General features: G+C 54.0%; 12 protein-coding genes. 4 read left to right on the forward strand and 8 right to left on the reverse strand.

The genetic code is table 11. The features are described from left to right. Positions 1 to 323 precede the first annotated feature (323 nt). The 5 genes from OEZ10_04530 to sat all read right to left on the reverse strand — a co-directional run bounded on the left by OEZ10_04530 (position 324) and on the right by sat (position 6,380). The gene (locus tag OEZ10_04530) at positions 324 to 860 is read right to left on the reverse strand and encodes a hypothetical protein (GenBank protein ID MDH5632243.1); all 537 of its coding nucleotides are present in this window, start codon (positions 858 to 860) and stop codon (positions 324 to 326) included. Between the two features lie 639 nt (positions 861 to 1,499). Continuing rightward, positions 1,500 to 2,399: a YkgJ family cysteine cluster protein gene (locus OEZ10_04535; GenBank protein ID MDH5632244.1), complete on the reverse strand. Its 900-nt coding sequence runs from the start codon at positions 2,397 to 2,399 to the stop codon at positions 1,500 to 1,502. A gap of 138 nt (positions 2,400 to 2,537) precedes the next feature. Next, a complete protein-coding gene (gene aprA / locus OEZ10_04540; protein MDH5632245.1) occupies positions 2,538 to 4,520 on the reverse strand; it encodes an adenylyl-sulfate reductase subunit alpha in 1,983 nt (660 codons plus the stop codon). 33 nt (positions 4,521 to 4,553) lie between these two features. Then, entirely contained in the window at positions 4,554 to 5,021 is a 468-nt protein-coding gene (gene aprB / locus OEZ10_04545; GenBank protein ID MDH5632246.1) for an adenylyl-sulfate reductase subunit beta, read from the reverse strand. A gap of 141 nt (positions 5,022 to 5,162) precedes the next feature. Further along, the gene (gene sat / locus OEZ10_04550) at positions 5,163 to 6,380 is read right to left on the reverse strand and encodes a sulfate adenylyltransferase (GenBank protein ID MDH5632247.1); all 1,218 of its coding nucleotides are present in this window, start codon (positions 6,378 to 6,380) and stop codon (positions 5,163 to 5,165) included. A 282-nt stretch (positions 6,381 to 6,662) separates the two neighbouring features. Between sat and OEZ10_04555 the strand changes: the two genes are divergently transcribed. Together OEZ10_04555 and OEZ10_04560 are read left to right on the forward strand one after the other, a co-directional pair. Next, positions 6,663 to 6,893 (forward strand): MoaD/ThiS family protein, encoded by a 231-nt coding sequence (locus tag OEZ10_04555; protein MDH5632248.1) that lies wholly within the window; start codon positions 6,663 to 6,665, stop codon positions 6,891 to 6,893. A 72-nt stretch (positions 6,894 to 6,965) separates the two neighbouring features. Next, positions 6,966 to 7,403: a molybdenum cofactor biosynthesis protein MoaE gene (locus tag OEZ10_04560; GenBank protein MDH5632249.1), complete on the forward strand. Its 438-nt coding sequence runs from the start codon at positions 6,966 to 6,968 to the stop codon at positions 7,401 to 7,403. Between the two features lie 22 nt (positions 7,404 to 7,425). Here OEZ10_04560 and OEZ10_04565 read toward each other — a convergent pair whose 3' ends face one another. Further along, complete coding sequence (locus tag OEZ10_04565) at positions 7,426 to 8,070, reverse strand: DUF4124 domain-containing protein (GenBank protein ID MDH5632250.1); 645 nt, start codon at positions 8,068 to 8,070, stop codon at positions 7,426 to 7,428. A 97-nt stretch (positions 8,071 to 8,167) separates the two neighbouring features. Here OEZ10_04565 and OEZ10_04570 point away from each other — a divergent pair, with 97 nt between their 5' ends. Continuing rightward, positions 8,168 to 8,914, forward strand: a complete 747-nt coding sequence (locus OEZ10_04570; protein MDH5632251.1) for a sulfite exporter TauE/SafE family protein — start codon at positions 8,168 to 8,170, stop codon at positions 8,912 to 8,914. 134 nt (positions 8,915 to 9,048) lie between these two features. Beyond that, positions 9,049 to 9,426 carry a polymer-forming cytoskeletal protein gene (locus OEZ10_04575; protein MDH5632252.1) on the forward strand — a complete coding sequence of 126 codons (378 nt, stop codon included), beginning with the start codon at positions 9,049 to 9,051 and terminating at the stop codon, positions 9,424 to 9,426. 77 nt (positions 9,427 to 9,503) lie between these two features. On the opposite strand, the gene pyrE is transcribed toward OEZ10_04575, so the two are convergent. Further along, complete coding sequence (gene pyrE, locus OEZ10_04580) at positions 9,504 to 10,145, reverse strand: orotate phosphoribosyltransferase (GenBank protein MDH5632253.1); 642 nt, start codon at positions 10,143 to 10,145, stop codon at positions 9,504 to 9,506. 168 nt (positions 10,146 to 10,313) lie between these two features. Next, entirely contained in the window at positions 10,314 to 14,246 is a 3,933-nt protein-coding gene (locus tag OEZ10_04585) for a VCBS repeat-containing protein (GenBank protein ID MDH5632254.1), read from the reverse strand. Between the last annotated feature and the right edge of the window lie 247 nt (positions 14,247 to 14,493).

The following is a 14,493-nucleotide window of genomic DNA, read 5'->3' on the forward strand; positions in this document are numbered from 1 at the left end:
AGAATAGTGGAATTAGATAATTATAACAGCAATGTTAGCATGGTTTGAATATTGGCATTAATTGCTCTCTGATCTTCCTCACCATTTCGGACACGGTTATTTACAAAACCTGCAATTAGCTGCCACCCGATCAAAACGACACAAACGTGTGGTAATACAACGAGAGCAGCTACAGCCCGAAGCCAATCATCTGAACCGGGCCTTCAAGGCCCAACAGCCCAACCAGAAATGGGTCAGCGACATAACCTTCATTTTAATCTATGACAACTGCCTACAATTTAATTCCTAAGTGCCAAGTTATTTAGCAAAAAAATAAACCCAGGTCAGTCGGTTTCTCTCCAGGCCTTTACTACAAACTTATATCTACCGCTTACTTGTACAGACTCCATATAGTCGGTGGGCGCAGGCGGTATGGGCCCGATATAATCATGCTTTGTGACCTGGATCGATTTTCCTGAGGTTGTAGCATTTCTCTGTACTACTAAAGAGATTTCATCAGTCTCTGATACATCCCAGAATGAAGGCCCAATGGAGAACAGCCACAATTCAAAATGGGAGTCCTCGCCATCCGGTCCGGGTACAAGAGGAAACAATCCAATTATTCCTTCTTCGATTGTTATGGTGTACGTTCCAGACCATACGCTATTGTCCCATGCCGTATAAGTGAAACCGTACGTGCCTGGTTCAACAGAATATTGCTCCTGCAGTATAATGGTAGGCGGAATAGATGGATTGTTATCACTATAGCTTACCGGCGGTGCGACCCAGAAGAATGCGAGAAAGGCATCACCATCCTTTCCATCCTGGCAACCTGCCAACATTATGCCAATCAACGCGACGACAACTAGCGATTTCTTCATACGATGTCTCCGTAAAAGAGTCAGACTTTGGTGACTATATAAAATCATACTATAATAATGTTCATTCCTTTGCGATCAAAAATCCTATCTCGAAAAACCTTCCCGTTTGTCCTCGCCCGACCCAAGACCCGGATCAGCCAGAAAGCGGGGCAGCTTGTTCGAGCCCGAGTCGCGTATTTTGCGACCGGCGAGTTCCCCTAGAACCTCCTTCGGCGTTTCATTAGGGGCTTCCTGAACCAGCCCTGCTGGTTCTGGTGCTGACCGCGCTTTATCTGGCTGATGGGGCGAAGGGGAGGGTGTTTTGGACAGCCGGGTGTCCTTTCTTTTCGCCCCTTTTCTTTGGACAAGCAAAGAAAAGGGGCCTGCCGTTTGGGCGCGGAAGCCCATTATTAGCAGTTAAAAGACCGCCGGAGGCGGGCCAAATAATAATTTCCTGGATTCCCCTTTCCAGGGGAATGACGGGGAGTGAGACGGATTAATCAGGGGTCAGAGCTGCCATCTGCTCTGCAGCTGTCAGGTCTTACCCCGATTAATCGTAGAAAAAAGACAAAAAAATCCCCGGCAGGGCCGGGGTGTTTCAAATTCTCTAACCACAACGGGTATTTAGTTATTAGTATCCTTGCTAACGCGGCAGTAGCCTCAGCGGTTTTCGCGTTCGGCCTTGGCGCGCTGGGCCGCGGCCTCCGCTTCCAGGCGTGCCAATTCGCGGGTTTCTTCGGCGCGTTTTTTCAGGTGCGCTTCGCGGGCTTCGTGGGCGTTTTCTTTCTCATTGATGGTTTTTTCGCCGTAAAGCACTTGTCTCAGGAAGCGGACGCCGAAATCCAGCACAGCGACCTTGTCGGTCTTGAGTTGTTCGATCAGCTCCGGCTCCAGCTCGAATGAGCCCAGGAACTGGTCGCTGAGCACGAATTCCTGAAACTGGTCCACATTATAGCTGGCCATGAAGAATAGCTGCAGGCTTTGTTTGGACGGGGTGCCAATCGATGGTCCGGCTGATTTTTTCTTTAAAATCAACTGTCTCCAGCCACGTGTGTGCTCGTCGTAGACGTCAACCCCCTGTTCTGCGCGGTATTCGCCGACGCTCAGGGGGCGGTCTTCCTGGTGGCCCAGGCAGTGCTCCTCAGACACCAGGGCGTAGCTCTGCTCGTCGGTGGCAGCGTCCTTGTGCTTGATGGACAAGAGGCCCAGCGGGTAGTAGCGGCAGGCTGTAGGGCGATTCTCGTAGACGGAGCAGCCTTCTTCGGTCATGAACTGGCAGGCGGTACCGCCGTCGACGGGCCGGAATTTGACCCCGGGCATGCCCTGGGCGTCCATTTCGAAGGGAATGGTGTACTTGGGCAGGAATTCTGCCGAGCTCATTCCCAGGTGTTGCTGCAGCCGCAGGATGTCGTAGGGCGCCAGCGTGATATCGATGTTTTTGCAGCAGGCATTGAAGCAGGCAATGTCCTTGTGACAGCGAAAGCTCAGGCGGCTGTCGTCGGTCAGCATATTGGGCACGACCGGGCTCTGGTTGGGAGGATTCAGGTTATTGTCGCTCATAGTGAGTTCCTACTGCTGATAATTGGTACTGGGAAATCAATAACTTACAGGACTTCCGGTAGAGGAAAAAAAAGTCCGGGTACCGAAGTACCCGGACTCTTTCGTCTATATGGGGTTAAAACTTCACCCCACAAGCCCTTACTTGAACAGCTTGGACTTGTCGACCAGATCCACGTGAGCACGCTTGAAGCATGTCCACTTGTGGGTGTTGCGGTCGTAAATAGAGTTCACAAAGCACTTCCAGTTTTCTTCGTCCACGAAGTTCTTGTCGGTACGGTAGTAGAAACCGGGGTACCGAGACTCTTCACGGAACTGGATGTGTTTCATGTGAGCTTCCGCGGTCAGGATGCGGTGATAGTTTTCCCAGGCACGCAGCAGTTCATGCAGGTCCTTGGCACGCATCTTGGCGGCGTCTTCCTTCAGCATTTCCAGCTTTTCTTCAGCCACTGCGAGCATATGCTCGTTAGTGTTGTAGTAAGTGGCAACGCCGGCTACATATTCGTCCATGATCTTCTGCAGACGGAACTGCAGCATCTTTGGAGTGATGTAGTGGGGGTTAACGTCGATCGCGGTGGTGTAGTCCTTGAACTCCAGGAAGGTCTTGACCGGCTGGTAAACTTCTTCAACCAACTGCTCGGTAGAACGTTCCAGCTCAGGCTTCCAGTCCTTGTTGTCCATGCAGAACTTGACCATGGCCTTGGCAGCCAGGCGGCCTTCAGCGTGAGAACCTGAAGAGAACTTGTGACCAGAGGCGCCAACGCCGTCACCAGCGGTGAACAGACCCTTAATGGTGGTCATGGAGCGGTAGCCCCAGTTCCAGCCCTTCGGCAGGTGATCAGGAACACCGGCTTCAGACTCGTCGGTAGGAGCACCGACGTCAGTTGGGCCAGATACCCAGATACCGCAGCAACCGGAGTGAGAGCCCAGCAGGTAAGGTTCGGTAGGCATCAATTCTGAGTTCTTCTTCTCAGGTTCAATGTTTTCACCAACCCAGATACCACACTGACCAACGCACATGTCCAGGAAGTCTTCCCAGGCTTCAGCTTCAAGGTGCTTAACTTCGCGAGGAGAAAGGGTTTCTTTCAGGTTCGCAAGGGCGGTAACGGTGTCCATGTAGATAGGACCACGACCTTCCTTCATTTCCTTGAGCATCAGGTGGTTACGCAGACAAGAAGCAGGAACAGCAGCCTGACCATACGGAGGATAGTCGTTCAGCATTTCCTTGTTGCGATCCATGTACACTTCGCCGAAAGCGTTAGTGGCCTTGGCCTTGAACAGCAGGAACCATGCACCAACCGGACCGTAACCGTCCTTGAAACGGGCAGGTACGAAGCGGTTTTCCATCATGGTCAGTTCTGCTCCGGCCTGTGCGGCCATGGCATAGGTAGAACCTGCGTTCCATACCGGGTACCACGCACGACCCTGGCCTTCACCCACTGAACGCGGACGGAACAGGTTTACGCAACCACCGGCTGCCAGCAGGCAAGCCTTGAACTTGTAGACAAATACCTTGTGCTCACGAACTGAGAAACCGACGGCACCGGCGATGCGGCTCGGGTCGTTCTTGTCGTTGATCAGTTCTACGATGAAAACACGTTCCTGGATGTTGTCCACGCCCAGTGCCTTCTTCGCAGCTTCGGCTACGATCCACTTGTAGGATTCACCGTTGATCATGATCTGCCACTTACCGGAGCGTACGGGCTTGCCGCCGTCCTTCAGGGGAGTCATGCCCTTGGAACCGTCGTGACGCTCACCGTTCTCGTCGGTCTTCCAGATTGGCAGACCCCACTCTTCGAACAGGTGTACAGATTCGTCAACGTGGCGGCCCAGGTCATAAGCCAGGTCATCACGGGTGATACCCATCAGGTCGTTGGATACCATGCGGGCATAGTCCGCAGGATCCTGCTCGGAACCGATGTAGGTGTTGATAGCAGACAGACCCTGTGCAACCGCGCCAGAGCGATCCATAGCAGCCTTGTCTACCAGTTTGATTTTAAGGTCAGTGCCTTCTGCCCAGCGCATGATTTCAAATGCAGCGCCACAGCAGGCCATGCCTCCGCCGATAAGAAGAATGTCTACTTCTTCTTCGACGATTTCAGGATTACCAAATTCTCCTGCCATTTTCTTTTCCTCTCTTAAGCTAAAAGTTCAGGCTTACTTGCGGATCAGTTCGGCTGGATCGCCAGCGCGGTAACCGTTCTCGTTGTTGAAGAAGCCAGGCTCGTCGATCTTGGCCATGTCGGCAGCAGGCTTGCCTGCATAAGGATCGATGGAGCCTTCAGCAGTCGTACGGATCGGGAACTTGAAGCGCTTCAAGGTACCGTTGCGGAACTTGATGGTCCACATGATGGAGTCAGTACCGCGCAGAGGCTGTACGGAACCACCCAGGGGAACGATATCCGCATAGTGACGGGCTTCGATTGCGTTCTGAGGACAAATCTTCACGCAGCTGTAGCATTCCCAGCACTGTTCCGGTTCCTGGTTGTAGGACTTCATGGCGTGGCCGGTTTCAGAGCCATCCTTGTCCAGTTTCATGAGATCGTGCGGGCAGATGTACATGCAAGCGGTCTTGTCCTGACCCTTACATCCGTCGCATTTCTCGGTTCTAACAAAAGTAGGCATATCAGCCCTCCGTTTTATTTTCAGTTTTCAACGTTGAAAAATGGGGGTCTCCCCCAAATTGCATTTCTGCAATGCTTTCTGCCTGGCCGACCCCGGCTAGTGCTAGCCCGGGTCGGCTGGACAAAACCTGTAGCCGGAAGATTACTTGGCGGAGTGGCCTTTCAGCTCCACTTTCACCTTGTCTTCTTCCTTGATGCTGCCGTAGTACGCGCGCAGGATGGTCAGCACTTCCGGGCGTGAGAACTTGTCAGAGACTTCCCCGCCTTCGGACAGGGCATGACGCAGCTTGGTGCCGGATAGCAGGATGCGGTCTTCTGCGCTGTGTGGGCAGGTCTTCATGGAAGCCATGCCGTCACACTTGTTGCACCAGAAGGTCCAGTCGATCTTGAGCGGCTGGGTTTCCAGGGCATCTTTCGGAATCTCGTCAAAAATGTGGTGCGCGTCGAACGGGCCATAGTAGTCGCCGACACCGGCGTGGTCACGACCAACGATCTGGTGTGAACAGCCATAGTTTTGGCGGAACAGGGCATGTATCAGGGCTTCACGTGGACCGGCGTAACGCATGTCCAGCGGGTAGCCGGCCTGGATGACGGTGTTCGGAGCGAAATACTTGTCGATCAGGGTACCGATGGCGTTGGAACGCACGTCAGCCGGGATATCCCCAGGCTTCAGCTTGCCCAGCAGTGAGTGGATCAGAACGCCGTCCATGGTTTCGATGGCGATCTTGGCCAGGTATTCGTGTGAGCGGTGCATCGGGTTGCGGGTCTGGAACGCGGCAACGGTTGTCCAGCCACGTTTTTCGAATTCGGCGCGGGTCTGCATCGGTGTCATGAACTGGTCGCCGTACTGTTCCGGGAAACCGCCCAGGGACAGGACCTTGATCGGGCCGGCCAGGTTCACGTCGCCCTGTTCCATGACCATTTTTACGCCAGGATGATCCATTTCGGTGGTCTTGTAGACCATCATGCATTCGTGGGCTTTGTCGATGCTGTATTTTTCGGTGATGGTCATGGTGGCCATGATGGCACCGGTTTCACCGTCGACCAGGGCGATGTCGTCGCCGTCGTTCAGGCCGTTTGCATTGTCGGAATCAGTGGAGAGGGTAATCGGGATGGGCCAGAACAGGCCGTTTGCCATTTTGTAGCCGTCGCAGACGCCTTGCCAGTCGGCGTGGGTCATGAAGCCTTCCAGCGGGGTGAAACCGCCGATACCCATCATGATGACGTCGCCGGTTTCGCGGGAACTCATTTTGACCTGTTTCAGGCCCTTGGCGCGCTCCAGTTCTGCCTTGGCAGCATCACCTTCCAGCAACAGTGGCTTGAGTTCGCCGCCACCATGTGGCTTAACCAACTTGGACATCGTTTTAACCCCTTCCTAATATATTGTTCGAAATGTCTTGAGGCGCGAAACTTTAAAGCCAAAATAGGGGCAACACTAATTAGTATTACTGCGGTTGCGTATAAGTGTTCTTTATTTTGGAAAACTTGGCCTAATGCGCCAAAATGCGGCTGGTTGAGCCGGGAACGTTACTTGAAAAACCACTTAAAAAACAGCGAGTTACTAAATTTTTCGAGGTCTTAAGCTCGAAACGCCGAGCATCTTAACGCAGTTTCCCGGGGCGGGAAAGCACAAAGGAATTTTATGAGTATTTCAGTCAGGTTTTTTGCCAGCGTCCGAGAGCGGGTGGGGCGCAGCGAGGCGAATGTTGAGGTTCAGGGGGCAATACCTGTCACCGTTCTTTGGGATAAAGTAACCGGCATGACCCGGCCACCCAAGTTGCTGGTTGCCATCAACCAAGAGTACGTGGATTGGGAGGCAGTGGCCAGTGACGGCGACGAAGTCGGGTTCTTCCCGCCGGTCACCGGCGGTTAATCCTGAACAGGAATCACACATCACAATGAACCGGTTGTGCAGCTCATGGCCGATGTTCCGGCAGGAGAAATAATGGAAGTACGGGTGCAAGAGCGGGCCCTGGATCCGTGGCAGGAAGTCCAGGCATACCAGTCCCAACATGCAGAATTATTGGGTAAATTTGGTGCGACCACGATCTTTGTCGGCACCATGCGCGACTTTAACCAGGGCAAGGATGTCACCGAAATGCGCCTTGAGCATTACCCCGGCATGACCGAATCGCACCTGCAGAAAGTGACCAGTGAAGCCCTGGAAAAATGGGACGTGCTGGACGTGCTGGTGATTCACCGGGTCGGCTTGATGCGGCAGGGCGACCCCATCGTCCTGGTCGCGGCCTGGTCCGCCCACCGCGCCGATGCCTTCGCCGCCTGTCGTTATGTCATCGATGAGCTGAAAACCCGTGCACCGTTCTGGAAGCAGGAGTCCATTCCCGGGGGTGAAACCCGGTGGGTGGAGCCCGAGCAAGAGTAGCGCGGGCATTAACCGGGGATGATCATTGCTGCGGTGCAGATGGCGCCGGGTCGGCGGATTTTTCCGGTGCAGTGAGCTTCTCGGCTGCGGCCTGGCTGGCCTTGATCTCCCTGTACCGAACCAGTTCCTTGTTGTAGTGGGCCTCAATGTCTTTTTGTTCGACGCGCTTGGCGTCGATGGCGCCCTTGACGCGGTTGATCTGGCTTCGGGTGTGCTCCAGGCTGTCTTCTTCAACCTTTTGTTTTTGTTGCCGTTCCAGGGTCTTTTCCAGTGTCGTCAAGGTTTCCTTGTTGGCGGTGATGGAGTGTTCGACCTGGGCGATTTTCCGATCTCGAACGTAGATGATGTCTTTTTCATGACCATAGATTGAGAGCAGCAGGGCGTCTTGCCGGGCCTGTTCGGCCTCGGCTTTTTTGCGTTCTTCATCACGCTTTTGCTGTTCTTCAAGTACTTTCAGTTCCTCGACTGTTGGTGGTGCAGCGACTTCCCCGGTCTTGGTGCCATCGGTATTCATTTCAATGATCTTGGACTTGGCACAGGCTGCGGCCGCCCGGTCGCCGTAGTGCCACATCCCGTCCTCATCCTGGCATTTCTTGATCTTGGTGGCGCCCGCTTGACCTGCGAGAAGAAGCGATCCAAGCAATAACGTCAGCGTTAGGTTTTTCATGAGTGTTTTGTCCATAAGGCGTAATTATTTTCCAAAATAGTTAACCAGCAGGGATAATGTCAACATATTAGCATCGGATTGGGTGATTTTGAGCGATATTTTTCAGTATTTGGCGCTGTTCGTTGTCTCGCTGGTGGCCAACGCGTTTTCCGCCTTTGCCGGTGGCGGTGCCGGCCTGTTGCAGTTTCCGGTGTTGATTTTCCTCGGCCTGAATTTTGGTGTGGCCTTGGCCACGCACAAGATTGCCAGCGTTGCGCTTGGTCTGGGCGCGACCATTCGTCACTGGCGTGAAGGCAGCCTGGAGCGGAACATGGCCGTGTTCATCCTGGCCTGCGGTCTCCCCGGCGTGGTCCTGGGCGCGACCTACATTCTTGATGTGCCGGACCAATGGGCGCGATTGAGCCTCGGCGTGCTGACTATCGGGCTTGGTGTTTACTCCTACATAAACAGTGAGTTGGGTCTAGAGCATCGGCCCAGCAATCGCAACCAGCGCGGCTACATGGTTGGCGGTCTTGGCCTGTTCCTGATCGGCGTATTGAATGGATCGCTGACATCGGGCACCGGGCTGTTTTGCACGTTGTGGCTGGTACGCTGGTTTGGTCTCGATTATCGTCGCGCCGTCGCTTACACGTTGGTATTGGTCGGTATTTTCTGGAATGGAACCGGCGCCATCACCCTGACCTTGCTCGGCGAAGTAAAGTGGGACTGGCTGCCCGCATTGTTGCTGGGTTCGGTAATTGGTGGCTACCTCGGAGCACACTGGTCTATCGCCAAGGGTAACCGCTGGATTAAGCGTGTTTTCGAAGTGGTAACCGTCCTGGTGGGTTTGAAACTGGTATTTTAGTATGCAAATTGTGAACGCTATCATGCAAAACTTTGGCTAAAGGCGTATTATTGTCGCTTATGAACCCGAGTAATACGGGTAAAAAGGGAAATGGGGAACCGGAAAGCAAGGCAACCGGAAACAGGAGGTGCAAGATGCATCGCAGAACACTGGATTCAATACAAACCGTACCCGTCACGATCCAGCGTGATCGAATAGTCAAGGGCGATATTCGCGGCGAATGCAGCTACGTGATCCACGGTCGTGTTGTCGGTGATTCAGACCTGGATGGCGCAATTATGATTGCCGAGTCCGCGTTTTGGCTGGGCAACATCAATGCCGAAATGGTTGTTGTCAAAGGCAGGGTCAAAGGCAATATAGTTGCCAATAGCAAGATTGAGTTACGCCCTGGTTCGCAAGTAATGGGAAGCTTGTCGGCACCGTTTATTACTATCGCCGAGGGCGCCAACCTGGTGGGCGATATTGACGAAGTCAGTATGGTCACGCATTACACTGAAAGCCGTACCCATTAGCTGATCAAGTAGATTGTGGTGGTTCTGGCCGAAAACGCGCGCCGCCATAGCAATTTGCGGCAGGGCAAAAAAGATAACTAGCCGCCATACTCCTGGCGGTATTCACGAATGGCGGCGAGGTGTTCTTCTTGCCCGCCTTTTTGTTCCAGGTAGGTTTCCAGTGTCTTGAGGCTGACAATGTTGGCCACCTGGATATTGAACTTCTCTTCGACTTCCTTGACGGCTGCCAGCTTGCCGGCGCCGCGCTCCTGCCGATCCAGGGCAATGACCACGCCGGCCACCCTGGCGTCCATACCGCGAATGACATTGACCGCCTCGCCAATGGACAGGCCGGCAGAAATCACATCATCGATGATCATGACGCGACCTTCGAGTGGCGCACCAACAATAATGCCGCCCTCGGCATGCTGCTTGGCTTCCTTGCGATTGAAAGCAAACGGCACATCGCGATCGTGGTTGTTGGCCAGGGCAATGGCCGTGGCCGCCGCCAGCGGAATACCCTTGTAGGCTGGGCCATAGAGCATGTCGAACTCAATGCCGGAATCCAGTATGGCAGCCGCGTAGTACTCGCCAATGCGTGCCAGCATGGCGCCGGTATTGAACAGGCCTGCATTAAAAAAATACGGGCTAAGGCGACCGGATTTCAGCGTGAATTGGCCGAAGCGGATGACGTCGTGGCCAATGGCGAAGTCGAGAAATTCTTTTTCGTAGTCTTGCATGGGAGTGGAGCATACCGGAAATGGCTAACGGGAGACCAGTATGATTTACCGATACAGGTTTCAGGGTTGACGCCGGGATGCCGGGTTATTGGGTCTGCCGGGATGAATTCCGGCAAAGAAAAAGGCGGGCCACGGCCCGCCTTGCTGAAGATCTGTATATAAAGAGAATCAGTTTGTCAGGTTGATATATATCCGATTGGGCTGGGCGCCGCTGTTTCCTTCCAGCAAGTCGAGATCGCCATCGCCATCCAGGTCACCGAGCCCGGTGGCATATGTGGCGCTTACTCCCAGTGCCTGGCCGCTGTCGGTAAAGTTACCGCTGCCGTCATTAAGGTATACCCGGTTTGCGGAAAATCGGTTGCCAGCCACTATGTCCAAATCGCCATCACCGTCTACATCTCCGAGTGATACGGTCAAGGTGGAGTTTGCGCCCAGGGCCTGGCCGCTGTCGGTAAAGGTGCCGGTACCGTCATTAAGGTATATCCTGTTTGCTTCACCTGAGGAGTTTCCGGCAACCAGGTCCAGGTCGCCATCACTGTCCAAATCACCAAGCTCGACCGAATAGGTGGTGCTCGCTCCCAGGGCCTGGCCGCTGTCGGTAAAGGTGCCGGTACCGTCATTAAGGTATACCCGGTTGGCTTGACCGAGGTTGCCTGTCACGAGATCGAGATCGAGATCCCCGTCAACGTCGCCAAGAGTAACGGATGCCGTGGCGTTTGTTCCCAATGTCTGGCCGCTGTCAGTGAAGTTGCCCTGACCGTCATTAATCCAGACGAGGTTGGCTTGGCCATCGTTGCCTGTCACCAGGTCTGGATCGCCGTCGCCATCAACATCCCCAAGAGCGATGTCAAAGGTCTTGCTTGTTCCCAGTGACTGGCCGTTGTCAAAGAACCCTCCGCTGCCATCGCCCAGCAATACACGGTTGCCTTGGAGCCAGTTGCCTTCCACCAGGTCCAGGGTGCCATTGAAGTCGAGATCGGCAAGCGCAATCGCATGTGTCTGGTTGCTACCCAAAGATGCGCCAAGACTGAAGTTGCCCAGGCCATCGTTGAGATAGACACCGTTGGCCTGATTCCAGTTTCCGGTTACGAAGTCAAGATCGCCGTCGCCATCGACATCGCCGAGGCTGACAGAGTAGGTCTCGCTTGTCCCCATTGCCTGGCTGCCGTCGGTGAAGAAGCCGTTGCCGTTATTGATGAATACCTGGTTTGCCTGGTTGTAGTCAGCTGATACCACGTCGAGATCTCCATCACCGTCTATATCGACCACTATAGCCGAGAAGGTATCATTTGCCCCGAGTGCCTGACCGCTGTCGGTGAAGTTTCCTGCTCCATCATTGAAATAAATGCGGTTAGCTTGACCCCAATTGCCTTCGGTCAAATCAAGATCACCGTCTGCATCCAGGTCAGCGAGAACAACCGACCTGGAGTTGTTGCTGCCCAGCGATTGACCGCTATCGGTGAATGTGCCGGTTCCGTCATTGATGTAGAGACGATTGGTCAGTGTGGAGTTCCCTGTGACCAGGTCAAGGTCACCGTCTGAATCTACGTCGCCAAGACTGACGGCGGTGGTATTGTTGGTTCCCAGGGATTGACCACTGTCGGTAAAGGTGCCAGTTCCGTCATTAATGTAAACGCGGTTGCCCTGGTTATTGAAGTTCGCTGATACGAGGTCGAGATCCCCGTCTCCATCAATATCCCCGACCACTATCGCGTAGGTGTTATTTGATCCCAGTGCCTGTCCACTGTCAGTAAAAGTGCCGGTGCCGTCGTTGAAATACACCCGGTTAGCTTGACCATTATTTGCTGTTAGCAAGTCCAGGTCGCCATCACTATCAACATCGGCCAGAATAACATCCTGGGTGCCGTGAATTACACCCAGTGCCTGTCCACTGTCAGTAAAAGTGCCGGTGCCGTCGTTGAAATACACCCGATTTGGCAAGCCGTTGATGGCCACAGCCATATCCAGATCCCCATCGCCGTCCACATCACCCAATTCAATATCCAGGGTATTGTCGGCACTTAATGACTGCCCGCTGTCTATGTAGCTGCCTCTGCCATCATTAAGAAGAACCGCGTCAGCCTGTCCAAGCCTGCTTTCTATCAGGTCAGGATTTCCATCACCGTCGACATCACCAAATGTCAGAGAAGTCGAGGCGTATGTACCCGCCATCGGGTTATGAAATATGCCCGCTAAATGATCCCGGGTGATGACACAGACAACCGTGACATTGGTAATATTGCTGTTGCTGATGGTGCCGGTGCCATTGGCGATGGCGCAGGACTGCTTGGGCCAGGCCGGTTGCGTCAGCACGGAAACATCAAACGTGCTGCCATCGGCTATATCGGTAGCAAAGGTAAATGCGCCATTGGCGGATACGGTCAGGTCATCACCAGCGTTATTCTGCAAGATCACGCGGTTACCCGGTTCCAGGCCAGTGATAGCACCACCAAGCGTGAAATTATTGACACAAGCCACTGCGACATTTGTCACATTGGATCCGCTTACCGTGCCGCTGCCGTTGGTCACCGTACAAGTCTGATTCGGTGCGGTTGGTTGAGTCAGTACTGTAACATTGTAGCTGCCACCGTCAGTGACGGCAGTTGGCAGGGTAAAGTTGCCATTAGCCGCGACGGTTAAATCGTCTCCGCCATTGTTTTGCAACACCACGTTGTTGCCCGTAGCCAGTCCCGATACGGTACCACCAATCATGTAAGTAGTGGTGATACAGGTAATTGTGATATCGGTAACATCGGCACCACTGATCGTGCCGGTGCCATTGGTAACTGCGCAGGCCTGGTTCGGTGTAGTCGGTTGAGTCAGTACCGTTACATCATAAGCGCTGCCATCAGGAACTGCAGCCGCGAACTGGAAAGCGCCGTTGGCAGACACAGTGACAGCAACAACGCCGTTATTTTCCAGTACAACAGTATTGCCTGTTGCCAACCCGCTTACCGTGCCGCCGATAGTGTAGGTAGTGGTCACGCAACTGACTGTAACGGTGATATCAAAGTTAATGATGGTGCCGCTGCCATTGCTGACCGTGCATACCTGGTTCGGGGTGGTCGGTTGTGTAAGTACCGTCACGGCATAGGTGTCGCCAGAGACGAGAGCTGTGGCGAAGGCGTGCGTGCCATCAGTATTCACCGTCAGGTTGTCGCCACTGTTGTTCTGTAGCACCACGCTGTTCCCGGCAGCCAGGCCGCTGACGATGCTGCTCACGGTGTAAGTGTTGGTCACACAGTTCACGGCAATGCTGGTGATATCGGCACCACTGATCGTGCCGGTGCCATTGGCCACTGTACAGGTCTGCCCAAAGGGCTGGACCAGTATGGTAACGTCATAACTTGTTCCATCGGCAACTGGCGTGCCGAACTGGAAGGCGCCATCGGCAAACACCGTCCAGCTGTCTCCACCGTTGTTTTGTAATACTACGGTATTGCCTGTTGCCAACCCGCTTACCGTGCCGCCGATAGTGTAGGTAGTGGTCACGCAACTGACTGTAACGGTGATATCAAAGTTAATGATGGTGCCGCTGCCATTGCTGACCGTGCATACCTGGTTCGGGGTGGTCGGTTGTGTAAGTACCGTCACGGCATAGGTGTCGCCAGAGACGAGAGCTGTGGCGAAGGCGTGCGTGCCATCAGTATTCACCGTCAGGTTGTCGCCACTGTTGTTCTGTAGCACCACGCTGTTCCCGGCAGCCAGGCCGCTGACGATGCTGCTCACGGTGTAAGTGTTGGTCACACAGTTCACGGCAATGCTGGTGATATCGGCACCACTGATCGTGCCGGTGCCATTGGCCACTGTACAGGTCTGCCCAAAGGGCTGGACCAGTATGGTAACGTCATAACTTGTTCCATCGGCAACTGGCGTGCCGAACTGGAAGGCGCCATCGGCAAACACCGTCCAGCTGTCTCCACCGTTGTTTTGTAATACTACGGTATTGCCTGTTGCCAACCCGCTTACCGTGCCGCCGATAGTGTAGGTAGCCGGTAGTACCGGCGCGCCACCACCGCCACCACCGCCACCACAGCCGGCAAGCCAGGCAACAAGTGAAATGAAGAGTGTGGTTTTCAGAACGGCGGCAACGATGCGCACTAGGGTTCCCCTTTCGCGGTATTATTGGGTTGGCCACAAATAAAACGCCGGGCAGGAAAACCTGCCTGGCAGTATGACTCGTTTAATTGTCGCCAAGCCCCGATTGGGGAAACTGCAATAAATATTATTATTCTGAAGGCCTGTTGATACCACAGGGTATTTGCTGCACAGGCACATGCTCGAACTAGGATAGCCAAAGTCGCCGGGCGCGGCAACCCGGGTTTTTGTTTCAGGCAGAAGAGCGGGA

The organism is Gammaproteobacteria bacterium (genome assembly GCA_029880545.1).
Lineage (GTDB): Bacteria > Pseudomonadota > Gammaproteobacteria > Acidiferrobacterales > SZUA-150 > JAOUOD01.